This is a genomic window from Acidovorax sp. NPDC077693 (assembly GCF_044542805.1).
GTDB lineage: Bacteria > Pseudomonadota > Gammaproteobacteria > Burkholderiales > Burkholderiaceae_C > Acidovorax.
Window position 1 is genome coordinate 126,810 of the sequence record NZ_JBITVD010000013.1, and the last position, 24,528, is coordinate 151,337.

General features: G+C 69.8%; 25 protein-coding genes. 14 read left to right on the top strand and 11 right to left on the bottom strand.

Annotated elements, in window-relative coordinates:
• Positions 1–138 precede the first annotated feature (138 nt).
• Together ACIGHN_RS19135 and ACIGHN_RS19140 are read left to right on the top strand one after the other, a co-directional pair.
• Entirely contained in the window at positions 139–321 is a 183-nt protein-coding gene (locus ACIGHN_RS19135; protein WP_056421212.1) for a hypothetical protein, read from the top strand.
• Between the two features lie 229 nt (positions 322–550).
• The gene (locus ACIGHN_RS19140; RefSeq protein ID WP_396505585.1) at positions 551–859 is read left to right on the top strand and encodes a hypothetical protein; all 309 of its coding nucleotides are present in this window, start codon (positions 551–553) and stop codon (positions 857–859) included.
• 116 nt (positions 860–975) lie between these two features.
• On the opposite strand, the gene ACIGHN_RS19145 is transcribed toward ACIGHN_RS19140, so the two are convergent.
• The 4 genes from ACIGHN_RS19145 to ACIGHN_RS19160 form a co-directional block, all read right to left on the bottom strand.
• Positions 976–1,620 (bottom strand): hypothetical protein, encoded by a 645-nt coding sequence (locus tag ACIGHN_RS19145; RefSeq protein WP_396505586.1) that lies wholly within the window; start codon positions 1,618–1,620, stop codon positions 976–978.
• 74 nt (positions 1,621–1,694) lie between these two features.
• Positions 1,695–2,717, bottom strand: coding sequence for an MlaD family protein (locus tag ACIGHN_RS19150; protein ID WP_396505587.1), 1,023 nt, complete (start codon positions 2,715–2,717; stop codon positions 1,695–1,697).
• Positions 2,718–2,783: 66 nt separating this feature from the next.
• Positions 2,784–3,584, bottom strand: a complete 801-nt coding sequence (locus ACIGHN_RS19155) for an ABC transporter permease (RefSeq protein ID WP_056421210.1) — start codon at positions 3,582–3,584, stop codon at positions 2,784–2,786.
• Positions 3,585–3,784: 200 nt separating this feature from the next.
• A complete protein-coding gene (locus tag ACIGHN_RS19160) occupies positions 3,785–4,255 on the bottom strand; it encodes a Cd(II)/Pb(II)-responsive transcriptional regulator (RefSeq protein ID WP_396505588.1) in 471 nt (156 codons plus the stop codon).
• Between the two features lie 84 nt (positions 4,256–4,339).
• Here ACIGHN_RS19160 and ACIGHN_RS19165 point away from each other — a divergent pair, with 84 nt between their 5' ends.
• Together ACIGHN_RS19165 and ACIGHN_RS19170 are read left to right on the top strand one after the other, a co-directional pair.
• Positions 4,340–4,996 carry a cation transporter gene (locus ACIGHN_RS19165; RefSeq protein ID WP_056421207.1) on the top strand — a complete coding sequence of 219 codons (657 nt, stop codon included), beginning with the start codon at positions 4,340–4,342 and terminating at the stop codon, positions 4,994–4,996.
• A complete protein-coding gene (locus ACIGHN_RS19170; protein WP_396505589.1) occupies positions 4,997–5,884 on the top strand; it encodes a DUF3703 domain-containing protein in 888 nt (295 codons plus the stop codon). It abuts the gene before it with no gap.
• Between the two features lie 31 nt (positions 5,885–5,915).
• On the opposite strand, the gene ACIGHN_RS19175 is transcribed toward ACIGHN_RS19170, so the two are convergent.
• Complete coding sequence (locus ACIGHN_RS19175; RefSeq protein WP_396505628.1) at positions 5,916–6,371, bottom strand: response regulator; 456 nt, start codon at positions 6,369–6,371, stop codon at positions 5,916–5,918.
• Between the two features lie 131 nt (positions 6,372–6,502).
• Between ACIGHN_RS19175 and ACIGHN_RS19180 the strand changes: the two genes are divergently transcribed.
• Positions 6,503–6,793, top strand: a complete 291-nt coding sequence (locus tag ACIGHN_RS19180; RefSeq protein ID WP_396505590.1) for a hypothetical protein — start codon at positions 6,503–6,505, stop codon at positions 6,791–6,793.
• Between the two features lie 68 nt (positions 6,794–6,861).
• On the opposite strand, the gene ACIGHN_RS19185 is transcribed toward ACIGHN_RS19180, so the two are convergent.
• From ACIGHN_RS19185 to ACIGHN_RS19200, 4 genes are read right to left on the bottom strand one after another with little or no spacing between them, the layout of a single operon-like run.
• The gene (locus ACIGHN_RS19185; RefSeq protein WP_396505591.1) at positions 6,862–7,473 is read right to left on the bottom strand and encodes a DUF2894 domain-containing protein; all 612 of its coding nucleotides are present in this window, start codon (positions 7,471–7,473) and stop codon (positions 6,862–6,864) included.
• Entirely contained in the window at positions 7,466–8,134 is a 669-nt protein-coding gene (locus ACIGHN_RS19190) for an OmpA family protein (RefSeq protein WP_396505592.1), read from the bottom strand. The genes ACIGHN_RS19185 and ACIGHN_RS19190 overlap by 8 nt, the downstream gene beginning before the upstream one ends.
• The gene (locus ACIGHN_RS19195) at positions 8,131–10,812 is read right to left on the bottom strand and encodes a DUF802 domain-containing protein (protein ID WP_396505593.1); all 2,682 of its coding nucleotides are present in this window, start codon (positions 10,810–10,812) and stop codon (positions 8,131–8,133) included. The genes ACIGHN_RS19190 and ACIGHN_RS19195 overlap by 4 nt, the downstream gene beginning before the upstream one ends.
• On the bottom strand, positions 10,809–11,609 hold the full coding sequence (locus ACIGHN_RS19200) for a DUF3348 family protein (RefSeq protein ID WP_396505594.1): 801 nt from the start codon (positions 11,607–11,609) through the stop codon (positions 10,809–10,811). The genes ACIGHN_RS19195 and ACIGHN_RS19200 overlap by 4 nt, the downstream gene beginning before the upstream one ends.
• A 248-nt stretch (positions 11,610–11,857) precedes the next feature.
• Between ACIGHN_RS19200 and ACIGHN_RS19205 the strand changes: the two genes are divergently transcribed.
• Positions 11,858–12,517 carry a YitT family protein gene (locus ACIGHN_RS19205; RefSeq protein WP_396505595.1) on the top strand — a complete coding sequence of 220 codons (660 nt, stop codon included), beginning with the start codon at positions 11,858–11,860 and terminating at the stop codon, positions 12,515–12,517.
• Here ACIGHN_RS19205 and ACIGHN_RS19210 read toward each other — a convergent pair.
• Complete coding sequence (locus ACIGHN_RS19210; protein WP_396505596.1) at positions 12,502–16,047, bottom strand: EAL domain-containing protein; 3,546 nt, start codon at positions 16,045–16,047, stop codon at positions 12,502–12,504. The genes ACIGHN_RS19205 and ACIGHN_RS19210 overlap by 16 nt on opposite strands.
• Positions 16,048–16,354: 307 nt before the next feature.
• Here ACIGHN_RS19210 and ACIGHN_RS19215 point away from each other — a divergent pair, with 307 nt between their 5' ends.
• The 8 genes from ACIGHN_RS19215 to ACIGHN_RS19250 all read left to right on the top strand — a co-directional run bounded on the left by ACIGHN_RS19215 (position 16,355) and on the right by ACIGHN_RS19250 (position 23,023).
• Positions 16,355–16,864 carry a hypothetical protein gene (locus ACIGHN_RS19215; protein WP_396505597.1) on the top strand — a complete coding sequence of 170 codons (510 nt, stop codon included), beginning with the start codon at positions 16,355–16,357 and terminating at the stop codon, positions 16,862–16,864.
• Positions 16,865–17,130: 266 nt separating this feature from the next.
• Positions 17,131–17,502, top strand: coding sequence for a hypothetical protein (locus ACIGHN_RS19220; RefSeq protein WP_396505598.1), 372 nt, complete (start codon positions 17,131–17,133; stop codon positions 17,500–17,502).
• Positions 17,499–18,986, top strand: a complete 1,488-nt coding sequence (locus ACIGHN_RS19225; protein ID WP_396505599.1) for a TolC family protein — start codon at positions 17,499–17,501, stop codon at positions 18,984–18,986. Before ACIGHN_RS19220 ends, ACIGHN_RS19225 begins: the two co-directional genes overlap by 4 nt.
• Before the next feature lie 2 nt (positions 18,987–18,988).
• Entirely contained in the window at positions 18,989–20,371 is a 1,383-nt protein-coding gene (locus ACIGHN_RS19230; RefSeq protein ID WP_396505600.1) for a multicopper oxidase family protein, read from the top strand.
• Between the two features lie 18 nt (positions 20,372–20,389).
• Positions 20,390–20,881 carry a plastocyanin/azurin family copper-binding protein gene (locus ACIGHN_RS19235; protein WP_396505601.1) on the top strand — a complete coding sequence of 164 codons (492 nt, stop codon included), beginning with the start codon at positions 20,390–20,392 and terminating at the stop codon, positions 20,879–20,881.
• 163 nt (positions 20,882–21,044) lie between these two features.
• Complete coding sequence (locus ACIGHN_RS19240; RefSeq protein ID WP_396505602.1) at positions 21,045–21,539, top strand: DUF411 domain-containing protein; 495 nt, start codon at positions 21,045–21,047, stop codon at positions 21,537–21,539.
• Positions 21,536–21,949 (top strand): copper-binding protein, encoded by a 414-nt coding sequence (locus ACIGHN_RS19245; protein WP_396505603.1) that lies wholly within the window; start codon positions 21,536–21,538, stop codon positions 21,947–21,949. The genes ACIGHN_RS19240 and ACIGHN_RS19245 overlap by 4 nt, the downstream gene beginning before the upstream one ends.
• A gap of 66 nt (positions 21,950–22,015) precedes the next feature.
• The gene (locus ACIGHN_RS19250) at positions 22,016–23,023 is read left to right on the top strand and encodes a P1 family peptidase (protein ID WP_396505604.1); all 1,008 of its coding nucleotides are present in this window, start codon (positions 22,016–22,018) and stop codon (positions 23,021–23,023) included.
• 149 nt (positions 23,024–23,172) lie between these two features.
• Here the strand turns inward: ACIGHN_RS19250 and ACIGHN_RS19255 are convergent, their stop codons facing one another.
• Entirely contained in the window at positions 23,173–24,363 is a 1,191-nt protein-coding gene (locus tag ACIGHN_RS19255) for a PepSY-associated TM helix domain-containing protein (protein ID WP_396505605.1), read from the bottom strand.
• Between the last annotated feature and the right edge of the window lie 165 nt (positions 24,364–24,528).

Below are 24,528 nucleotides of genomic sequence, written 5' to 3' on the forward strand. Positions count from 1 at the left end.
GCAACAACTACGGGTCCTTCCCTGGTATCGCAGTTGTCTGACAGACGGGGGCTGCCCGGCTTGCTGAAATAACACCGTCGACCATTGAGGCGACGACCCAGGTCATTGAGACCTTCCCATTTTCCAAAGGACATCGCCATGAAACGCCACCCCATGCCGCCCGGAACGCGTGCTCTTGCTGCGTTTGTCGGTACCGTCGTTCTTGCCGTGCTGGCTGCTGCGTCTGTGATGACGCCGGACATCGCGGTTCAGTCGGCGGATTCCATGGCGATGCTTCCTGGCGGTGTGGACGAAATTCTGCCTGCCAACCTGTTTGAATAAGCAGATTGGCGAGGCGACTGGCGAGGGTGAAAGCGCCCTCCTGGGCTTGGTCATTGGCTACCGGCGCAACAACAACTAGAAAAAACCATAGCATCGGAGTACCATTTGGCGCTGCACACCATGGTTTCCGATGGTGGCCCAGAAATGGAGGTCGATGATGAACTCACGTTTTCGCATCCCTGCAGGCCCCACTTTTCACACGCTTCGAAACGCCTGGCCCATCGCAGCCATGGCTGTTGCTGCCGTGGTGTTGGGCTGCTCCAGCCCCCGTGACGGCAACCTGGACGAGTTCGCGCGATGGCATGAGGGTGCGCGGGCCCAGGCCCAGGCAGGCACCCTGAGCTGGAGCGAGTTCTACCGGCAGAGTTTTGACCGGCTGACCGCGCTGCCGCCTTCGCTGCAGCAGGACACACGCCTTGAGAACACCGTGCTGCTGTTGTCCACCGCACGCAAATACGAAGCCCAGGAGATCAGCGCCCAGCAATTTGCCTCGGAGCGCGACCATATCGAGAGCCAATTGCAGGCGCGCCTGCGGTAAGCCGCTCGCACTGCAGGCAAGGTGCCGGCCTCATTGCGCGCGATGCGCTCACCGCGCTCCATTCGCCACAGAGTGCATCCGGCGCTCGATGCCCCTGAATCGATCCGCCTGCGTGATCAGCGGCCCGGAGCGCCCTGCTCCAGGATGTCGATGCGCCGCTGCAGCGCGGCCGCGGCCTGTGAATCGCCCGCAGCCTCAGCCCGCTGTCGCTGAAGCACCAGCCACGCCATGAGCGGCCTGCGCCACCCCTGGGCGGAGGCGGTATCTACAGCCGTACCCATCACAGCCGGATCGGCGCGGCCCGTCTTGAACAGCACACCGGCAGCCACCAGCCGTGACAACGGGTCTTGCACCGCAGCCACGGCCGCCGCGTGGGCCGACACGTAGACCGCACGCTGCGGCTCGGGCAACAGTGCCGCCTGGGCCGGCTGCAGTTGCCCTGCCAGGTAGTCGGCGTATGCCTGCTCGGCCGGCGCCGCGTCTGCGCGCAGCGCCTCGAAACGGTCGCAGGGCCCGGGCACGAGGCTGGCCACCATCGCTGCGCAGCGCACGAGTTCCAGGCGCGCCAGCAGGTCGGGCCGTCCCGTGCGCGCCACTTCGGCCCGTGCGCGGTCCCATTCGAGTTGCTCCACGCGTGCATTGCCAGACACATACGCCTCCAAGGCCTTCTGGGTCGATGCATGGGCGTTCATCTGCCAATCCGGCACGGGGGGCTTGCTGGAGCAGGCACCCAGCATCCACAAAGCCGCAGCGGCAACCATCGCTGCCCTCCCTGCACGGAATCGAATGGGCAAGGCAAGCCGGCCGCGCGTTGACATCATCGATGCAGCAGTCTTCATGGCAGCTTCAGCTCCGTGTCCCGCGCAAAGGGCCACTTGCGGTTGATCTCGTTGACCAGGCTTTCCACCTTGCGCAGATTGCTTTCCACCTCGGCGCGCAAGGCGCCCAGGTCGGTGGTGGCCTCACGGGCGTTGGCGCCGATCGCCTGCGCCTCGACCAGCACGGCATCCACCTTCTGCAGGCTGGTGCGGGTGTCGGCCAGCAGCCCATTGAGCTGGGCCACCGTAGCCCGCACTTCCGGCACCAGTGCGTCCTTGCTGCCGTCGCTGCCGAACACCTGGCGGTCCGCGCGGGCGGCCATGCCGTCAAGGCGCGCGAGCAAGGCGTTGGTGCGCTCCAGCGTGGTCACGATCTTCTTGGCATCGGCCTCGCTGCCCATCAGCACGCCCAGCACGCCCCCCGGGCCATTGAGCCTTTCGGTGAGCGTGCGCACCTGCGCCAGGCTGCCGCCCAGGGCGGCGTCCTGCGCCGTGAGCGCGTTCAGATTGGTGAGCAGTTCGCGCGCCGATGCCATAAGTTGGGGGATCTCGGCCGTGGCGTCGCCCCGCAGTACTGGGCGCACGGCCCCGTCGAGCAGGGGCTCATCGCCCAGCATGCCGGTGTAGGCGCGAATGTTGGTGCCGCCCACGATACCGCGCACCAGCGTGAACACGCTGGACTGGCGCAGCCAGTGCGCGTCCTTGCGCGGCACGTCGACGATGATGCGGGCATTGCCCTCGTCGGCCAGCTCGATCCGGCGCACACGGCCGATCGGAAAGCCCGAGAAGGTCATGTCCATGCCCACGACCACGCCCTCGGAGTCGTCGGCCGTCAGCACCAGGGTCTGCGTGGGCTCGAAGGCGCCGCGCGCATAGAGCAGGTACAGCCCCGAGCCCACGATGAGAGCGAGCGTGAAGATCAGCAGCGCCGCCGCCTTGATCTCCAGGTGCGCCACGGGCCGCAGGGTCTCCACGGAGGGCTCGTGCGGAGCGTCGGCCGGCGGGCCGGGCGCAGGGGTGCGGTGGGATGAGTCGTTCATAGGCCAGGAATGGGGGCAGGGATTTGCAGGCGATAGCGAAGGGCAGGCAATGGCGGCCGGTGGCGGTCAGTAGTAGTTGCCCATGAGCGACGCCACTTCGATCAGCAGCAGCACCGCGAACATGCGCGCCAGACCGCCCAGTTCGGAATCAGGCTGCGTGCGATCGCCCGAGTCGTACAGGCCCGCGGCCATCGGTATCAGCGCCACCGCCAGCGCAAAAAACACCGTCTTCATCGCGAACACCAGGGTCACGCTGGGGCTGAACACCTGGCCGAACATGCGCGTGTAGCTCTGCAGCCCTGCGAGGTTGAAACCATACACCCCCAGATACGCCAGCACCAGCGACACCACGCAGCTGAGCGCAGCGAGCGTGATGCAGGCGAAAACGCCGGCGATCACACGGGGCAGCAGCTCGATGCGCACGGGGTCCGAGCCCTGCGCGCGCAGCGCGTCGAAGCGCCCGTTCTGCCGCAGGCGGGTGATCTGCGTGCCGTTGGGAATGGTGCAGCGCATCGCCACGAACAGTGCGGCGGTCAGCGGGATCAGCTCCAGCACCAGCACACGGATCACCATCTCGAGCGCATAGCGCGACAGGCCGTAGCTCAGGGCCGTGACCACCACGATGCGGGTGAGCACCAGGCTGATCAGCGCAGCCAGCACCGTGAAGCCCAGCAGCACCGGCGCGGTGTCCAGATAGAGGTGGCGAGCCAGTGCGCGGCGGGTGCCCCGGCCGTAGCTGGACGGCGACAGCACCAGCACCAGCATCACAGCGCCCAGGTACAGGATGCGCCACCACGCCAGCGCCCAGCGCCGCGCGGTGCTCCACACACGTTCGGGTAGGGACAGGCCGGGCAAGCGCGCAATCATGGGCAGATCATAGCGGGCGAGCCGTGGGCGGCCACTGCAGGAATGCACGACGTGCCCCATGATGTTTTCAGGCCCTGCCGCTCGATCTACAAGCGCCAACAGCTATCAATTCAATAGCAAATGGCAGCACGTGAAACACCTGCTCACACCCCAGCGCCCACGTCGCCAGACGAGCGGGTCTGCACTGCCTTGCCGCAGCATTACACGTGCCGCTTGCCGACGCCCGTGCCACCCGCGGCCGCGGGCTGGGCGTCTGCGCGCGCGTGCAGGGCTTCGATGATGTGGCAATGGGTGTCCGATCCGTCGCAGCGGCCCCGCAGCGCCTGCAGGTCCGCTTCCAGCGCCTGCAGCTCCGCCAGCCGGCTGCGCACGTGCTGCAGGTGCTCATCCAGCGTGTCGCGCGCGGCTTCGCAGTCGGCCTTGCGGGACCAGTCCAGCGCGAGCAGCGTGCGCACCTCGTCCAGGGACATGTCCATGGCACGGCACAGGCGGATGAACCTCAGGCGGTGCACATCGTCTGCGCTGTAGAGCCGGTAGCTGTTGTCCTCACGCACGCCGGGCGCCAGCAGGCCTTCTTTTTCGTAGTAGCGGATGTTGGCGGCCGACACGCCCGACTGGCGGGCCACCTCGCCGATGCGGTGCTGGGGAAGTTGCGCAACAGTCTGCGTCATGGCTTGACCTTCAAGTGACTTCAAGGTTTCCAATCATGCCATCGCATTGCAATACCTGCAGAGATTCACAGAAAGAAGGTCCTCATGTCCGCCAGTTGCCAGCACCACCATCACGACGACGGCCACGGGCACGGCCCCGCCAGTGCCGACCCGCGCTACCGCCGCATCCTGTGGGTGGCGCTGATCGTCAACGCGGGCATGTTCCTGCTGGAGATCGGCGCGGGGCTGCAGTCCGGCTCGGCGTCCTTGCTGGCCGACGCCATCGACTTCCTGGGGGATGCGGCCAACTATGCGCTGTCGCTGTGGGTTCTGTCCATGGCCCTGGCGTGGCGCGCACGGGCGGCGCTCGTCAAGGGCGTGAGCATGCTGGCCTTCGGCGTGGCCGTGGTGGCGCGCGTGGCCTGGGGCGCATGGCAGGGCGTGCCGCCCGAACCATTGACCATGGGCGGGGTCGGCCTGCTGGCGCTGGCCGCCAACCTGGGGGTGGCGGTGCTGCTGTATGCCTACCGCGACGGTGACGCCAACATGCGCAGCGTATGGCTGTGCACCCGCAACGACGCGCTGGGCAACATGGCGGTGATGGTGGCAGCGCTGGGCGTATTCGGCACCGGCACCGCCTGGCCGGATCTGGCGGTGGCGGCCATCATGGCCGGGCTGGCCATCAGCGGCGGCTGGAGCGTCATCCGCCAAGCGCGCCTGGAGCTGGCAACAGGCGCACACGCCAGCAACGGTGCACACTGAATGCGCGTGCATCTGTCGACTCGCCTGGAGGCACCACCCGCATGGGTGGCCCGGCAACTGCAAAGCACGGCGGTCTTTCGCCACATCACCGCGCCGCTGATGCGGTTCAAGCCCACGGCCGGCGCATCCTGGCCCACCGAATGGACGGCGGGCGAGCTGAAGCTGCAGATGTGGCTGCTGGGCGTGGTGCCGCTGGGCTCGCAAACGGTGCGCATCGCGATCGAGCCACCACCACGGGCGCAACCGGACCACTGGCCCACCCTGTGGGACCACGGCGACGGTGCGCTGATGCGCCGGTGGGACCACCGCATCACGCTGCAGGCCTTGCCCGACGGAGCCACCCTCTACACCGACGATATCGATGTGGTCGCCCGCCACATGCCCTGGCTGATGACGCCCCTGAGCGCGGTGTTTGCCCGCTGGTTCTTTGTGCACCGCCAACGCCGCTGGCGGGCACTGGCTGCCACCTTGGCGGCGCAGGCGCCAGCACCGGGTGCGGCAGCGCCGTCACCGGGCGACCGGCACCGCGCCGTCGACGACCTGCTGCACGGTTTTGCGAGCGCGAGCAACACGCCACCGGCCATGCGCTGGCAGTGGCTGGAGGCCGCCCACGTGCTCGGCCAGAACTCGCTGCACCTGCACTGGCGGTCGCACCTTGCGATGCTGCGCTATGCATGGGCATTGCGAGACCTGCGCGAATGCCTGGGCCAGTTGCTGCGGCTTGCCCTGGTGCCTCTGGGCCACCTGCTGGCCCGGCTGCCCGCCGGAAACACCGGGCGTGCCCATGTCAACGCGTTCAAGCCCATGGCACCGGCGGACGAGGTGGCCGCACTGATCGACCTGGCGCTCAGCGGAGCACTGCGCCCGCCGCCCACTGGCGGCGCATAGGCATTGCGGGGGGCGTCGGCCTCGGCCTGTGTCAGAGCCCGGCGCCGCCCCTGTCGGCGTGGAGCGCACGGCGGGCGGCGTGCGGCAGTTCGCTGCAACGCTCAAAAAAGGCTTCGAGCTCGGTGGACTTGTCGAACACGCCGTCGACGCCCAGGGCCTTGCATTGGCGGCGCATGTCCGCCGTGGCGTAGTTGGACAGCACATAGACCTGCTGCCCCGGGTGCCCCTGCCGCGATGGCGGTTGTCGGGCCCAGAGCCCCTTTCTTTGCTGCAAGGCCTCCAGCACATCCATTCCGGAGCCCTCCTGCAGGAACAGATCCACCACCGCCAGCTGCCAGTCCTCGCGCCACTCGGCCAGCGCCTCGATGGCATCGCTGGCCGTGGCGGCAACGGCCACGACCTGTGCGTCCGCCAACTCTTCGAGTGCGGGGATCAGGGTTTCCTGGATGGTTTTGCTGTCTTCGACGAGGATGGTGCTGAGAGGCATCTGCGGGCCCTGCTGTCTGTTTGCCATGGCGAAGTCTAGAATCTCACCTCTTACGACATCCCGGCATGTAGGCGATTGCGCCGCGTCCCCGATGGGAGAAGTGAAATCTTCTGACTCAGAGAGACTTACATATGCCCAGCGCAGCCCCCACCACGCAGCCCTCCGACATGGCGAAGGTCTTGCACAACAACCAGGAAGCCGCAGAGCAGATCAAAGCCGCGGCCAACGATCTGGACGTGGTACATGCAGTGCTGACCACGCAGATTCCGGACACAGCCCTGCAAGGCGATCTGCAGGCGGCGGTAGAGCGCACGGACCAGCTCGAACAGCAACTGAGCGAAACCGCCCAGGCGCTGGACGAGTCCAACGAACTGCTGCAGCGCCACATTGCGGGCGACGCCAGCACCCACACCAAGGCCTAGGCGCCGCGCCCAGCCCCTGTCCATCCGCGCAAGCATGTGCAGGGCAGGTGCAGGTGCAGACCGTGCCGCTATGCCCTGGGCCGGCCCCGGGCACCGCGGTTGGCGGCCACGCCCATGCTGCGGGGGCGCGGGCTGTTGGCCTGCTCCAGCCACAGCAGCGAGTCCATCTGCGACAAGAAGCGGCGCAGGTAGTCTGGCGAGAGGTCCTGCATCAGGCTGAGCGAGCGCAGCATCAGCTTGTGCGGGTTCAGCGGCCCGGCATTCTCCGGTCCACGGTCGATGGCCTGCGCCACCTGCTGCTCGGCCGCGATGCGGGACCAGACCTCGCTGAACTGGCGCACGCTCTTCATGTCCGACGCACTGGCACCACCTTCGATGCGCACCCGGTCCGCATCCGCCTGGGCCCGCGCGTCGAGCTCGCGGTTGAGCAGCGCCAGGGGTGAAGGCGCCGCGGTGGCCGCTGTTGCCGCCGGTGCGGCGCGCTCCCCCGTCTGCGCCGCCGTGCCGGCGCCCTGCGCATAGGCGGCCACGGCCCGCTGCAGCCGCTGCGCCAGCACCTGCTGCACCGCCGGGGGCTGGTGCTGCATGCGGCTGGCCATCACCTCCAGGTAGCGGTAGCGCACCGGGTCGTGGCCGTCGGCACCATCGGCCCGCAGCGATTCGAGCGTGGGTTCACTCATCGCGTACGGGCCGGGCGCCGGAGGCCTTGGGCACGGGGGCCATCTCCACCCGCCGGTTCTGCGCGCGGCCCTTCTCGTCCGCATTGGAGGCCACGGGCTGCTCCGCACCAAATGCCGCGGCGAACACCTGCGACGACGGCATGCCCTCGTCGATCAGCGCCCGCGCCACGGTCAGCGCCCGCTGTGCCGACAGCTCGAGGTTGTCGGCAAAGCGCTGCTGGCTGCCGCGCAGTAGCGTGGTGTTGTCGGTAAAGCCGCTGACCATCAGCATCTCGTCGCGCTCGCGCAGGTAGACCTGCAGCGGTTGCACCAGGCTTTTGAGCAACTGGCGCCCCTCGGGCCGCAGCTCGTCGGAGCCCGCCGCGAACAGCACGCTGCCGCTGATGCCGATGCGCCCGTCATTCACCGTGACGCGGCCACTGGCCAGGGGGCCGGCCAGGGCCTTTTCCAGCGCCATGCGCCGCTGCTCTTCGTGCTGGCGCTTTTCCACCTCGTGCTTGAGGCTGGCCACCAGGTCGATCTGCACCACCAGCACGCCCACCAGAATGAGCACAAAAGCACCCAGCAGGCCCGCCATCAGGTCACCGAACACCGCCCAGACCGGGGCGGTCTGGTCGGCGCCGTCTTCCAGGCTGTCGATGGTGTCGTCCAGCCCCATCATCCGGCCACCTCCGGCTCGGCGGCGGCCACCGCCCTGCCCTTGAGCCGGCGCAGGTCTTCCACAATGCCCTGCTGCGACGCAATGCTCAGGTCGATCACCTCACGCGCCTGCGCCACGTAGTAGGCCAGTTGCTCGTCGCTGCGCGACAGGGACTGACCGATGGCGCCTTCGATGCGCTGCAGGCTGTCCATGAGCTTGTCGTTGCTGGCGGTGAACAGCCCCACGCCGTGTCCGAACGCCTCGCCCAGGCTCGACAGCTCCACTGCGCTGGCCGCCACGTGGGTCGCCGCTTCGTCCGCCTTGCCGACCTGGCTGTCCAGCGCCTGTGCAAACTGCGACGCCGCCTGCTCCAGCACCGACGCCGCCGTGCCCACCAGGGATTCGATGGCGCCGCGCTGCTGGGCCGCGGCTTCGTTGACGGACTGCAGCAGCGTGCCCAGTTGCTCCATCATGGCCGTGCGCTCGGCCAGTGCCACGTTGTCGCGCTCGCTCAGTTGCGTCATCTCGTGGCGCAGCTGGGCGATGACCTCGGCCGCGGCCTGCGGCACGTCAGATGCTGTTTGCAGCAGCCGGGTGAGCGGTGCCTCCAGCGCCGACCCCAGCGTGGCCAGGTGCTGGGCCACGGCCTCCTGCAAGTCCTCCAGGCGGTCGACCGCCGCACGCCCGCGTTCGGCCTCGGCATCGCGCAGCGCGGCCAGCTCGGTGCGCCACACGCCTGCCAGCGCATCCATGCGGTCGCCCTGCGCCTGCAGCCACTGGGCCTCCGCGTCGGTGCGGGTGCGCAGCAAGGCTTCGGACTGGTCCATCAGGCGCGCGGTACCGTCCAGCGTCTTGGCCACCTGCTCGCCCATGCGTCCGGTGAGCCCCGTCACGGCGGTCTCGAGGGCATCGCACACGGCCTGCTGGCGCTCCAGCGTCTGGGTGCTCACGCGCTGCCATTCGGCCGTCAGCGACTGCGCAATACCCTCCATGGACGCGTTCCAACCGACCAGGCGCGCCTGGTCGGCCGCCATCTGGGCGGTGTGGGAGTGCGCCACCGTGTCCTGCAACGACGACAGCAGCGCACCGGAGCGCTCGTCGAACGACTGCGTAGCTGCCTGCAGCGACTCACCCAGCTGTGCCGCAGCACCTGCGAGCGCCTGCGCCACGCCCTGTTGCTGCGCCGCGGCCTGCTCACCCGCACGCTCCCATTGGACTGCGATCGAGCGGGCGGTGTCTTCCATCGATGCGCGCCAGCCGGCAATGCGCTGCGCGTCGGCCGCTGCCTGGGCCGCATGGGTGTGCGCCACGGTATCTTGCAGCGATGCGACCAGGGCCGTGGAGCGCTGCTCGAAGGCCTGGGTGGCTGCCAGCAGGGACTGGTCCAGGCGCGCTGTGGCGCCCTCCAGCGCGTCGCGCATGCCCTGCTGCTGTTCCACGGCGCGTGCACCCGCCCGCTCCCACTGCGCGGCCAGCGTCTCGCCCATGCCTTCCATCGACCGCGTCCACCCTGCCAGGCGCTGTTCGTCGGCCGCCTTCTGGGCAGCCTGCGACTGCGCCGCGGTGTCCTGCAGGGCCGCGTGCAGCGCTGCGGAGCGCTGCTCGAACGATTGGGTCACCGACTGCAGCGCGCCATCGAACCCGCCCATCAGGCGGTCCTGCAGCTGCGTGTGCTTGTCCAGGGCCGATGTCCAGGTGTCCGACACCTGGCGTGCCGTGCCCTCCCACTGGGCTGCCAGCGCCTGCATCTGGGCCGCCGTGGCATCGGCCAGCCGCTGGTGCGCGTGTTGCGATTCCTGCGCCAGTTCGGCCATGGCCTGCTCGACCACGGGCCGCAGCGTTTCGCCGGCCACGCGGGCGCTGGCGCCCAGGCTGTCGTGCAGCGACGCCCCCACGGCGCCCGCCAGCTGGGTGTAGGCCGACGACGCCTCGGTGTGAAAACCCTTTTGCTGCGCCAGCAATTGGTCGGCCAGCTGGTCGTGCCGCCGGTCCAGCCCGTCCACCAGGGCCTGCAGCCGCTCGGCGATCAGCGGCATCGCTTGCGCCTGTTGCTGCAGGGCCTGGAAGGTCTCTTCGCGGCGATGGCTGGCCGAGAACGCGCGGAACACGGTGGGAATGCGTGCGTCGAGCTGGCGCACGGCCGCCAGGCGCTCGCGGCGCGCCATGGCAGACAGCAGGCCCAGCATGGCCGATGCGGCCACGCCCGCCACCGAGGTGCCGAACGACAGGCCCAGGCCCTTGATGGGCTCGGCCAGAGCGGCGCGGATGCCCTCCAGGCTGCCCGAGGTCTCCAGCGCGAACACCGCGCCCTTGAAGGTGACCACCATCCCGAGGAAGGTGCCCAGCATGCCCAGCATGACCAGCAACCCCACCAGGTACGGCGTGAGGGCCGGCCCCGGCAGCACGGCACGCTCGCCCTCGATGCGCTGGCGCACCGGGTGGCGCAGGGCGGCGGGCACGCGGTCGAGCCAGGGGCCCAGGTCCACCACGGGCTGCTGCGCGCCATCCGCCAGCGCGGTGGTCAGTGCCACGGTGCCACGGCGAAACTGCATCAGCTCGACCGCGCCCAGCACGTAGACCGCACCGATCGCCACCGTCATCGCCAGCGCCAGCGGGCTCGCCCCCACGAATCCCCACCCTACCCAACCCACTGCCGCCAGGCCCAGGGCAAATACGGCGGCCATCACACTCTTGTTCATTCGTGTCGTTCCAAGTTCTCGTTGCGGGCTGCTTCCAGCAGGCCCAGGATCGGTTGCAGCCGCACATGCATCTCGGCCAGAAGCAGCGCCTGCATGTCGCGCTCGAACGCGTGCAGCCACCCTCCGGGTTGCCGCCAGCGCTGGGGTTCATCCGGCAGCCCCTGGGCCGAAAGCCGCTCCTGGTGGGCGCGGCGCAATTGCACCAGGCGCCGGTCCAGGTGGGCGGACAAGGAGGCCCACAGGCGCTGCTCGCGCACAAAGCTCAGTTGTTCCATCACGGTGTCCAGGGCCGCCAGTTGCCTCAGGCCCCGGGAGCCTTGCGACACCCCGTGGCGCACCTGCGCGCGCAAACCCAAGAGCTTCGCATCCATCTGCTTTTGCAGGCCCAGGTAGCGCGGCGCATGAAAGCCGTACTCGGCCTCGGCCAGCGGGTCGGGCGCCTGGGCACGCGTGTTGTCGGCCCGCTCGCGGGCCGGCTTGGGGGGCACGGGTTTGGACGACGCCAGCGCCGTCAGCTCCGCCTGGGTGCGCTCGTACAGCGCCTGCAATGCCTGCAGGTCCGCCACGCCCGCACCAGGCGCCTCCCCGGCCGGAAAGGCATCGATGGCATGCAGCGACCGGCTGAGGGTGACCGCATCCACCGTGCTCAGCCACTGGCCCAGCTCTTGCGCCACATCGGCACGCGCAGCCGCGCCCGCATCGGCCTGCATCCATTGCTGGAGCAGGACCACGAGTCCGGAGCTGCTGAGTGTGTGTTGCGGATACATCCCTGAGAAACCATTCACTGCGACGGCCATCCCCCAAAGGAGAAAGCACCAGGGAACCGGTCCCCCGCGGGCAAAACCGCCTATTTTCGCAGGAACCGGCCGACCGCCCGCCGCGCGCCCCCCGGGGTTGCAGGTGTTACATCTGCGGCACACCGGCAACCCAGGGGCAACCCATGGGCATTCCGCCCCACCCGCCCTTGATGAGCGACAAGTCCGGCACGCGTATTGCATGGTCCAATCCACGTCCGCACCCCGCACGGCCCTGCACTGCCCCATCCATGCCGAGTTCTCCCGCCAGCTCTGTCCCGTCCTCCACCCCAGTGCCTGTGGCCGCACCGCCCGCCGCCGTGCCGCACACGCTCACCGAGGACGCGGTGGCCATCTTCACCGGCGTACTGCTCATCTCTCTGGGCGTCGCGTTTTTCACCACCGCGGGCCTGCTCACCGGCGGCACCGCAGGCCTGGCTTTCCTGCTGCACTACGCCACCGGCATCGGTTTCGGCAAGATCTTCTTCGTGCTCAACCTGCCGTTCTACTGGCTGGCATTGCGCAAGCTGGGGCGTGCTTTCACGGTCAAGACCTTCATCGCGGTGCTGCTGCTATCGCTGCTGACGGAAATGCAGTCGCAATGGCTGCAGTTCGCGCAGTTGCAGCCGCTGTATGCCGCCATCGCCGGTGGTTTGGTCACCGGCACCGGTTTTCTGGTGCTGTTTCGCCACCGCTGCAGCCTGGGCGGCGTGGGCATCGCCGCGCTGTACCTGCAGGACCGCTACGGCTGGCGCGCCGGCAAGGTGCAGATGGCTGTGGACTGCTGCATCGTGCTGCTGGCCCTGTGGACGGTGGAGCCCATGCGCGTGGCCTGGTCGATGGCGGGCGCCGTGGCGCTGAACCTGGTGCTGGCCATGAACCACCGGCCAGGGCGCTACATGGCGGTGTGAGGCGGGCCTTCGTCGCCGCCCGGCGCGTTGCCCCGCGCGGCCGCTGCCCCACTGGTTGCAGGCGCCATGAGCCGCTGCTCGATCTCTTCCATGGGCACGGGCCTGCCCAGCAGGTAGCCCTGCCACAGGTTGCAGCCGTGGCGCTCCAGAAAGGCGCGCTGCTCTTCGGTCTCCACGCCTTCGGCGATCACGTCGATGTCCAGGCTGTGCGCCATGCCGATGATGGTCTGCACGATGAGCGCATCGGCCTGCTGGATGCCGATGTTGCGCACGAAGCTCTGGTCGATCTTGAGCTGGTCCAGCGGCAGCCGCGTGAGGTACGCCAGCGACGACTGCCCGGTGCCGAAATCGTCCATCGAAAACCGCAGCCCCAGCGCGCGCAGGGCGTGCATCTTGTCGATGGTGTCGTCCACGTTCTCGAGCGCGAGGCTCTCCGTCAGCTCCAGCTTGAGCTGCTCGGGCCTTGCCCCCGTCTCGCGCAACACCGCCACCACCCGTTCCACGAAGTGCGCATGGCGGAACTGCCGGGCGCTCACGTTCACGGCCACCTGCAGTGACGATGTCGCCGGGTGGCCCTGCCAGCGCCGCAGTTGCAGGCAGGCGGTGCGCAGCACCCATTCGCCAATGGGCACGATCAGACCCGTCTCTTCCGCCAACGTGATGAACTCGAGCGGAGCCACCATGCCTCGCACCGGGTGGCTCCAGCGGATCAGCGCCTCGGCCCCCACCATGCGCAGGCCGCTGCCCATCTGCGGCTGGTAGTGCAGCACGAACTGACCCTGCTCCAGCGCCACCCGCAAGTCGCTCTCCAGCGCAGCGCGGGCGGTGACCGCCGCCTGCATCATGGGGTCGAAGAAGCGGATGCTGTTGCGCCCGGCGGTCTTGGCGGCGTACATGGCCAGGTCGGCATGCTTGACCAGGTCTTCCACCGTCTGGCCCTGTGCGTCGAACAGCACGGCGCCCACGCTGGTGGTGCTGTGCACGTGGTGGGATGCCAGCTGGTAGGACTGGTTGAGTGCCAGCAGGATCTTCTCGCCCACGGCCTGGGCCTGCTCGGCCGCCTCGGTGGCCTGCCCGCCCAGGTCTTCCAGCAGCACCAGGAATTCATCGCCACCGAGCCGGGCCACCGTGTCGCCCTCGCGCACGCAGGCCGCCAGCCGCTGGCCGACCTGCTGCAGCAGCACATCGCCCATGTCGTGGCCCAGCGTGTCGTTCAGGGTCTTGAAGTGGTCCAGGTCCAGGCACAGCAGCGCGCCCAGCATGCCGGTGCGGGCACTGGTGGCAAACGCCTGCTGCAGCCGGTCCATCATCAGGCGGCGGTTGGGCAGGTGCGTGAGGGCGTCGTAGAAGGCGAGTGTCTCGATCTCGCGGGCAGCCTGGGTGCGCTGGGTCAGGTCGCTGAGCATGCCGACGTAGTGCGTCAGCACGCCCCGCCCGTCGCGCACCGCCGTGATGCCCATGGAGTTCAGGCGCACCTCGCCGCTCTTGCAGCGGTTCCAGATCTCGCCGCGCCATTCGCCCGTGGTGTTCAGGCTGGCCCACATGGCATCGAAGAACGATTTGTCGTGGTGGCCGGACGCCAGCAGGCTGGCGGGGCGGCCGACGGCTTCTTCAGCGTCGTAGCCGGTGAGCCGCGTGAAGGCGCGGTTGGTGCGCAGGATGATGGTGTCCGGGCCGGTCACCATCATGCCCTCCTGCGAGTCGAATGCGATGGCTGCGATGCGCAGTTCGCGCTCGTCGCGCCGGCGCGCGGTAATGTCCTTGCCCACGCCCCGGTAGCCTGCGAAACGGCCTTCTTCGTCGAACACTGGCGTGCCGCTGACGGACACCCAGTATTCCTCGCCCGACGGGGCGACGCGCTGGAACTCGAAGTCGCGGAACTCCTCGTGCCGGGCCAGCTGCGCGCGGTGTTCTGCCCACTGCGCATCGCTCACGCCCGGAGAGTTCACCTCCCAGCGGGTCTTGCCGATGAGCTTGGCAGCCTCCTGCACGGGCGGGCTTTCGGAGCTGCCCTCCAGCCGCGTGAGGCGCAGTTGGGCATCCTGCTCCCAGTACCAGTCTGACGACAGCGCAGCCAGCGTGCGAAAGCGTGCGGCATTGGCCTGCAGCTGCTCGCGCGCCTGGTAGGCGTCGGTCACGTCGCTGAACACCAGCACCACCCCCACGATCTGGCCCTGCGCGTTGCGGATGGGGGCGGCGCTGTCCGCGATCTGGTACTCGGCGCCATCGCGCGCAATCAGGGTGGTGTGGTTGCTCAGCTCCACCACTTCGCCGCCCGTCATCACCAGCTGCACGGGGTCGAGCTGCGCCTGCCGCGTGCTGGCATTGACCACGCGGAACACGTCCCGCAGCGGCCGGCCGATGGCCTCGGCCAAGGGCCAGCCCGTCAGGCGCTCGGCCACCGGGTTCATGCGCGTGATGTTGCCTGCCGCATCGGTGGCCATCACCGCGTCGCCGATGGAATGCAGGGTGATGGCAAGGTTTTCTTCGCTCTGGCGCAGCTGGACCTCGGCCGCCTGCCGCGTGCGGGCCATGCGGTCAAAGCGCCGGCCCAGCTCGGACAGCTCGGCCAGGCCCAGCGTGCGCTCCAGCGGCACATGGCGGCCCTGCGCCAGCTCGTCGGTGGCCGCAATCAGGCGCTGCAGGGGCTGGCTGACCGCGCGCCGCACACCCACCCGGGCCAACAGGAAAGACAGCGCCACCCCCATCAGCAGGAAGGCCATGTCGATCCACATGTGCTTGTTGGCCTCGGCGTACAGCGCCCCCAGCGGCACCGTCAGGCTCATGGTGGCCACGGCCTTGCCGCGCGACTCGATCAGCGGCTGGAACACCACCAGGTGCGGCACCTTGGCCGTGGTGCGCTGCAGCACGCCCTGCCCGGACTGCAGCAGTGCGGCGCTGAACTCGGCGTCATCGTCCAGCACCGATCCCAGCTCGGCGGGGTCGGGCGGAAAGCGGGCCAGCACCTTGCCGTCGGGGTCGGTCACGCGGGCCACGGCGCCTTCGGGCAGGCCCAGGTCGGACAGGCGCCGGCTCCACCACTCCAGGCCGACCACCGCCACGGCAGCGCCCACCGGCTGCGTACTGCCCGGTGGAATGACGGGAACCGCAAAGTTCACGCTCGCCACCTGCGCCGCCCGGTCGATCTGGAAGGCCCCGACCGAAAATTCGCGTTCCGTCAGGGCCCGCTGAAAGTACGGCCGGTTGGCGACGTTCACCGGCGCCTTGAGCGGGCGGGCATTGCACAGCAGTTCCCCGTCGGCCCGGGGCACACCGATGTTCACATACAGGGGCTGCAAGGCCAGCACCTCGGCCAGAAAGACGCCGCATGCGGGTTGCGACGGATCGTGCACCTGCGGCAGGGTGGCCAGCTTGCCCAAGAAGTCCTGGGTGTACTGGATGAGCCGCTCCTGGCCCGCCACCACCGCGCGCAGGGTGAGCTGGGCCCGCTCCTGGGCGGCCGACACGCCTGCCAGCCGGTGCTCGCTGGCCTGGTGCACCACCAGTGCCGCGGCGGGGAGCGATGCCACCAGGATCAGCCAACGGATTCTGGCGGAGAGGGTGCTCCAGAGTGCGGCGATCCGAGGCGGCCACGAAGGCATCAGCGACCTTTCAGGGGGACGGGGCTTCTTTGCGGGGGGGCATGGTTGACCATCGACAGCGCCGGCGCCAGCGGCCGGACAGCGTTTGTCCATCCTAAACAACTCCGCGTGAAATATGTACTCATATTTGCGCATGGCATCGGCAGAGCCACGTGTAGGAAGACGCCCTCACGGCTGGCCGGGTGGCAGGCGTGCGGCAGCGCAACAACGTGCGGGGCTCCCGTATCATCACGGGATGCGTCGCGGCTTTTACTTCGTGCTGATGGTGGTGCTGGTCCTCAGGGGCCTGATGGGCACTGCCATGGCTGCGGGCATGCTGCCGTCGGTCCCCGCCGGCCCGGCACCTGCCCCGGCGCACGGCGCCACAGGTGCCAACCCTGCGCCAGCCTCCGCGCCCCAGGCCGCACCCGCGGCAGCGGCGTACGGTTTCAGCCCGGCCATCGTGGGCGTACCGGAGGCCGGCCATGAACAGGGGCATGACCACGATCACGACCACGGCCAGGCGCCCGCAGAGGACTTGCCAGCCGTCGCCTGCCACGGTGCAACCGACGCCACAGGCGGCTGCAACGCGCACAGCCACCACACCAGCACCTGTTCGGCCTGCGACATCTGCCACTCGGCCATGCTCGAAGGCCCGGCGGCGCTGAGCCCCGCGCCCACACCGCAGCGCTCGGGCCTGCCCCGTGCGTTCGCGCAGTTCGTCAGCGCCCCTGCGGCGCGCGCCATCAAGCCCCCCATCGCCTGATCTCCAACGCCCGAAGTGCGTCTGCACTCGGGGCCTGTGGCGCCGGCACGGCGTGACTGCGCAGTTGGAGCGGCGACTTTCCCCCCTGCTGACCGAGGCACCAGCCTGCACACCGCAGCGCTGCAGCCCACGGGACGTGCGGGGCGGAAAGCGCACTGCTGCAACGCGTGCGATCACACCACCAGGCGCCCTCAGGCCCCGACACCCCGGCTGCGTGCCTGCACCAGCCTGCAGCGCTCCCACGATTTCGTTGTCTGGAGATCTCCATGCGCTTTTCTGCACACCCATTTTTTCTGCGGACCTCGCGGCACACCGCGCACCTTGCGCTGATGGCGCCCTTGCTCGCGCCGCTGGCCCTGGCAAGCCCCGCAATTGCCCACGCTGCGGGCGCTGGCACCGAGCCCGCCGCCCACCACGGCGCCGCCGACCCTGATGCGCCCACCGCCCCGCTCACCTACCAAAGCCTGGGGCCGAAAACCCCTGTGGCCCATGCCGCAGCGCAGCCCCTGCCCTGGCCACAGGCCAACCAGGCAGTGGCCGCATTTCCCCGCGGCCACGCGGAGATCCTGGCGTGGGAGGCCCGCGAGCGAGCGGCGCGCTGGCCTGCAGCGCCCGCCGTACCGGGGGGCCGCCCATGAACCGCAGCACCCTCCCCGCCGCAACCGCGGCACGCGCTGGCCGCCACGCCCCCTGCCGCTGGAGCCTGCTGGCCGCGGCAGCCCTGCTCGCCGGCTGCGCCAGCGTGTCACCCGACGGCCTGCGGGGCGACGTGGCCGCGCTCACCGCCCACCGCACCGGCAGCACATCCCGGGCGGCATTGCCTCCCGTTGGCGCGGCAGCCAGTGCGCAGGCACAGCAGGCCGTGCAAGCGCTGCTGGCAACGCCCCTCACCCAGGATGCTGCCGTGCGCATCGCACTGCTGAACAACCCGGGGCTGCAGGCACGGCTGTCTGCGCTGGGTGTGGCCGATGCCGAGCGCGTGCAGGCCATCACGCTGCCCAACCCGCATGTCTCGCTCGCACGGCTTCAGAACGCCCATGAGCGCGAGATCGAACGCAGCCTGGCGTTCAACCTGCTCGACCTCGTGACGCTGCCCTGGCGCACCGAGCGGCAGGCCGAGCGCCTGCAGATCGCCACGCTGCAAACGGCGCAGCAGGTGGTGGTGCTGGCGGCCGACACGCGGCGCGCCTGGCTGCGCGCCGTGGCAGCGCAGGAGGTGGCCGGCGCGCACGACCGCATGGCAGCGGCCGCGCAGGCGGGCACCGAGTTGGCCCGCCGCATGGTGCGCGCAGGCAACTGGAGCCGACTGCAACTGGCCCGCGAGCAGGCCGTGCTGCACGCGGTGAACGCCCAGCGCGCCCGTGCCCGGCTGGCAGCCGCCACCGAGCGCGAGCAGCTGAGCCGCCTGATGGGCCTGTGGGGCCTGGCGGCGCAGCAGTACACGCTGGCCGACCGACTGCCGGCGCTGCCTGCCGACCCGCTGCCTGCGGAGGGCCTGGAGGCCACCGCGCTGCGCGAGCGCCTGGACGTGCAGGCCGCGCGCCGCCAGCTCGACACGGACGCCCGCCAGCAGGGCTGGCGCCGCGCGGGCGCCGTGTTCGGCGACATCGGCCTGGCCTACCAGCGCAACACCGCGGCAGAGCGCGACACCGGCCACCGCGAGATCACCCGCGGGTGGGAGCTGGACCTGCCGCTGCCCTTGTTCGACTGGGGCGGCGCAGCCCGTAGCCGCGCCCAGGCGCAGACACAGCTCAGTGCAGCGCAGTTGCAGGACACCGCCGTGCGCGCCCGCGCCGAGGTGCGTGCCGCGTGGCTGGCCTACCGCACGGCGCTCGACCTGGCGCACCAGCAGCAGGGCGAGGTCGTGCCGCTGCGCCAGTTCATCACCGACGAGACCACCCTGCGCTACAACGGCATGCTCGCCAGCGTCTGGGAGCTGCTGGCCCAGGCGCGCAGCAGCACCCAGGCCGTGGCCGATGCGATCAACGCTCAGCGCGACTTCTGGCTGGCCGAGACCGACCTGCAACTGGCCCTCACCGGCACATCCACCGGTACATCGCCCGAGTCCCTGCAAGGCCTGCCTTCCGGCGCCGCAGCCCCCTCCACACCACAAGGCCATTGACCATGAACCGCCGCCATTTCTTCTCCGGCGCAGCCACAGCCGTGGCCGCCGCATCGGTGGGCACCGCGGCCCTGGCCGCGCTGCCCGAACCCGCAGTGCAGGCGAGCGCCGATACTGCGCCCCCGCTGCACCCGCCCACCGGCAGGCCCTACCACCCGGTGGTCACGCTCAACGGCTGGACGACCCCGTGGCGCATGAACGCAGGCGTCAAGGAGTTCCACCTGGTGGCAGAGCCCGTGGTGCGCGAGGTCGCCCCGGGCTTTGTCGTCAACATGTGGGGCTACAACGGCCAGAGCCCCGGCCCCACCATCGAGGTGGTCGAAGGCGACCGCGTGCGCATCTTCGTGACCAACCGGCTGCCCGAGCACACCACCATCCACTGGCACGGCCAGCGCCTGCCCAACGGCATGGACGGCGTGGGCGGGCTCAACCAGCCGGCCATCCAGCCGGGCAAAACCTTCGTCTACGAGTTCGTGGCGCGCCGTCCCGGCACCTTCATGTACCACCCGCATGCCGACGAAATGGTGCAGATGGCCATGGGCATGATGGGCCTGTGGATCACGCACCCCAAGGCTGCGCATCCGCTCATTGCGCCGGTGCAGCGCGACTACGCGTTCCTGCTCAACGCCTTCGACGTGGAGCCCGGCGCGCGCACCCCCAAGGTCAACACCATGCTGGACCACAACATCTGGTGCTGGAACAGCCGCGCCTTCCCGGCCATCAGCCCGCTGGTGGCGCGCCAGGGCGAGCGCGTGCGCATCCGCGTGGGCAACCTCACCATGACGAACCACCCCATCCACATCCACGGCCACGAGTTCGAAGTCACCGGCACCGACGGCGGCCCCGTGCCGCGCAGCGCGCGCTGGCCCGAGGTGACCACCGACGTGGCCGTGGGCCAGATGCGGCAGGTGGAGCTGGTGGCGGACGAGCCCGGGGACTGGGCCTTTCACTGCCACAAGAGCCACCACACCATGGGCGCGATGGGGCACGACGTGCCCACCATGATCGGCGTCCAGCATGAAGGCCTGGTCGGCCAGATCCAGAAGATCGTGCCCGACTACATGGTGATGGGCGAGCGCGGCATGGCCGACATGGGCGCGATGGAGATGCCGCTGCCGGAGAACACCTTCCCCATGATGACCGGCACCGGCCCCTATGGCCCGCTGGAAATGGGCGGCATGTTCACCACCTTCAAGGTGCGCGCCGACCAGGCGGCGGGCGACTACCGCGACCCCGGCGACTACCGCCAGCCGCCGGGCACCCAGGCCTATGAATGGCAGGGCACGCCCGCCAGCACACCCCCTGCCCCACGCACCAGCAACCCGGGCACCGCCCCGGGGGCGCCCAACGCCCGCAAGCCCGCGCCCGGCGGCCACGCGCACTGACCACGGAGATCCATATCCATGAATGCTATTCAATTAATAGCTGCTTGCGCTCTACTGGCAAGCGGTAGCGCCTCTTTTTCCCATGAAAACACACCGCACCACACCCGCAGCGCGCCCGCAGCCAAGGAGCAAAAGGCCTGGGGCATCGCAGGCGACGCCCGGGCGGTGGCCCGCACCATCACCATCCGCATGACCGACGACATGCGCTTCACGCCCAGCCGCATCGTGGTGCGTGAAGGCGAGACCGTGCGCCTGCGCGCCGAGAACAAGGGCCGGGTGCTGCACGAGATCGTGATCGGCACCCGGGCCGACCTGGATGCGCATGCCGAGCTGATGGCCAGGCACCCCGGCATGGAGCACGACGAGCCATACATGGCCCATGTGGGCGCGGGCCAAAAGGGCGACATCGTGTGGCAGTTCAACCGCCCCGGCGAGTTCGACTTCGCCTGCCTCATTCCCGGCCACTACCAGGCAGGCATGACCGGGACTATCACGGTGAGCCCCCCCTGAGGCGCTGCGCGCCTTCCCCCAGAGGGGGACGCCACCGGTGGCCCGGCAAAGCCGGTTCCACGGTGGCACTGGCGTTGTGCTGTGCCGGTTTCGACCGGCGGTAGCGGATTGAGGTCCCACGGACACGGAACATTCACGAACGCAGAGAGAAAGAAGGCATCCCATGCAACACCCCACAACCGGCAACCGCCGCACCTGGCTGGCCCGCAGCGCGGGCCTGCTCGTCGCAGGCGCCCTGCCCCTGGCCACACCTGCAGCGGCCCCCACCCCCCTGGAAGTCTGGAAAGACCCGAACTGCGGCTGCTGCCAGGACTGGCTGGACCACATGCAGGCCCATGGCTTTGCCGTGAAGGTCCATGACACGGGCAACAACGCCGTGCGCGCCCGCCTGGGCCTGCCGCCCCAGCTGGGCTCGTGCCACACCGCGCTGGTGGGCGGCTATGTGGTCGAAGGCCATGTGCCCGCCAGCGACGTGCGCGCCCTGCTGCAGCAAAAGCCCAAGGCGCTGGGCCTGGCGGTGCCCGGCATGCCCGTGGGCTCGCCCGGCATGGACGGCGCCGCCTACGGCAACCGCCGCGACCCGTACGACGTGCTGCTGGTGCTGCGGGACGGCAGCACCCGCGTGTTCAACAGCTACCACCGAAAGGCATCCACATGACGAACATCGCCATCACCCTGGCCGCCAGCCTGCTGATCCTGGCGTCGGCTCCTGTCCTCGCGCAGGCCCCGGCACAGGCCTCTGCAGCCACGGCGAGCGACAGCCACAGCGCCCAGGGCGCCCACGGCACCCACAGCACCCACAGCACCGACGGCGCGCAGCAGCCGGCATCGGCGGCCGCACAGGCACCGCTGAGCGAGGGCGAGATCACCCGCTGGGACCCGCGGACCCTGCGCGTCACGCTGCGCCACGGCGAGATCCAGAACCTGCAGATGCCGCCCATGACCATGGTGTTCCGCGTGCAGGACGCGGGCGTGGTGGGCAGCCTGCAGGCGGGCGACAAGGTGCGGTTCCGGGCCGAGCAGGTGGGCGGTGCCTACCAGGTGGTGCACATCGAAAAGGCGCCATGACCTGGCCTGCCGGGCATTGACGCAGCGCCAGCGCGGCGCGGCACCAGGGCTCCATAATCGGCAGCCATGAGTTCCCACGCACTGGCCGGCGACGCCGGCAGCATCACCCGCGTGGCCGGCATCGAAGTCGGCCACTTCACCGAAACCCGCCGCCCCACCGGCTGCACCGTGATCATGACCCGCGACGGCGCCGTGGGCGGCGTGGACGTGCGCGGCGCAGCGCCCGGCACCCGCGAGACCGACCTGCTCGACCCCTCCAACCTGGTGGACAAGGTGCACGCCATCATGCTGGCCGGCGGCAGCGCCTGGGGGCTCGATGCGGCCAGCGGCGCGGTGCGCTGGCTGGAGGAGCGTGGCATCGGCTTCGACGTAGCCGTGGGCCGCCTGCCCATCGTGCCGGGGGCCGTGCTGTTCGACCTGCTGGTGGGCGACATGCGCATCCGCCCCGATGCGGCAGCCGGCTACGCGGCGTGCGACGCCGCCTCCACCGCCGACCCGGCCGAAGGCAACGTGGGCGCGGGCACGGGCGCGGCGCTGGGCAAGATCTTCGGTATACAGCGCGCGATGAAAGGCGGCATCGGCACCGCGTCCGTCACGGTAGATGGCGTGACGGTGGGCGCGCTCATTGCCTGCAACGCGCTGGGCGACGTGGTGGACCCCGACACCGCCCAGGTGATCGCCGGCGCCCGCACCGACGACGGCCTGCGCCTGCGCGACACGCGCCGCGCCCTGCTGCGCGGCGACCCGCCCCAGCCCTTGCTGGCGGGCACCAACACCACCATCGGCGTGGTCGCCACCGACGCCGTCATCACCAAGGTACAGGCCCACCGCCTGGCCGTGGCTGCGCACGACGGCCTGGCGCGCAGCGTCAACCCGGTGCACACCATGTCCGACGGCGACACGCTCTTCAGCCTGGGCACCGGCCGTGCCGGCAAGAGCCTGGGCATGATGGTGCTGGCCACCATGGCGGCCGAAGCCACCGCCATCGCCACCGCGCGCGCAGCGCGCGCTGCGCGGTCCATCACGACGGCCGAAGGGCTCTACCTGCCTTGCGCGGGCGACCTGGGTCGATGAATGGCGGGGCGCCGCCGCCCTGCTTCTGTCTTCTCCATACCGCCGCGCCGAGCACCTGCATGCCGGCGTGCGCGATCCGGTAGCTCAGCCGGTCGGCCATCCGTGGGCCGAAGCATTCACAGACCCAATGCCACGGTGGTTGGAAGTGTTCACATGCGTCCCGTGCGGCCAGCGCGCCGCGCGCTGCGCCGGGCCAGCCACAGCACCACGCCCGTCACGCAAAGCACCGTCACCGCCACGCCCAGCACGGTCACCAGGATGCGCCCCGGCAGCCCCGCGATGCGCCCGGAGTGCAGCGGAAACTGCAGGCGCATGAACAGGTCTCCCGCGCTGCCCTCGCCCGGCACGCGCTGCCCGGCCAGGGCGCCCGTATCGCCGTCGAAGTACAGGCGCGGCGGGCCCAGGCCCGCCCGGCTGACGCCGGGCACGTAGAAATCGACGCCATACAGGCCGAACGCAGGCCGGTAGGTCAAGAAACCCGGCGGGTCGGGCCAGCCGCGGCGCAGTCCTTCGGCGCGCGCACGCTCCACGATCTCGGCCCTGTCGACGGCTGGTGGCACGGCGCGCTGCGCGGGGCCGCGCGGTACCCGGTCGTCGAAGGGGCTCGGGCTGGTGCGCGAGACCAGGTTGACCAGCGGCTCCATCACCTCGTCGTGCAGGTTCATCGCCACCGACGAGACGGCCAGCACCAGCATGAGCGCCCAGGTCCACACGCCGCCCGAGCGGTGCAGGTCGAAGTTGATCGCCTGCCCGCCCCGCGCCCACCGGAATCGCAGCGACTTGCGCCAGGCCGACAGGCGCGGGAACGACAGCCACAGGGCGATGAAGCAGTCCACCGTCCACAGCATCGCCACCGCGCCCAGAAACCACACCGCCCAGTCCACACCCCAGGCGCGCGGCAGGAACAGGGTGTGGTGCAGCTTGTACAGAAAGGGCACGATGTTCTCGCGCGCCAGCGATGCCTCGCCCCAGGTGCGCCGGCCCTGCACCTGCGCGGTGGCAGGGTGCACGGCGATCTGGTCGAACCCCAGCGTGTACGGCTTGCCGGTGGCGGGGTCGGTGCGAGGCTCCACCATCATCACCAGTGTCTGCCCCGGCGGCGCGGCCAGGGGCAGAAAGCTCACCTGCCATTGCGGGTGCGCGGCCTCCACGCGGCGCGCGACTTCGGTGGCGGTCAGCCGCGGCGCGTCCGAGGGGGCCGCACGGTGAAAACCGGGGTTGAGCCAGCGGTCGAGTTCATGCTCCCACGCGATGACGGAGCCCGTGAGCCCGGCCACCGCCAGGAACACGGCCATGAACAGGCCCACCCAGCGGTGCAGCAGTACCAGCAGCTTGCGCATCAATTTGTCCGATGGAGGTCGCACCCGCCCGAGGCCTGCGCGCTGGGCGAGGCCCACGCCAGCGACCGCCGCGCAAGGGCCGCCCCAGCTGCACAGCAGCGTTTCACGTGCGTGCGCTGGCGGTGTCCCCTTTCCCGAATGGCGCAGCCATTCGAGAGAAAGAGG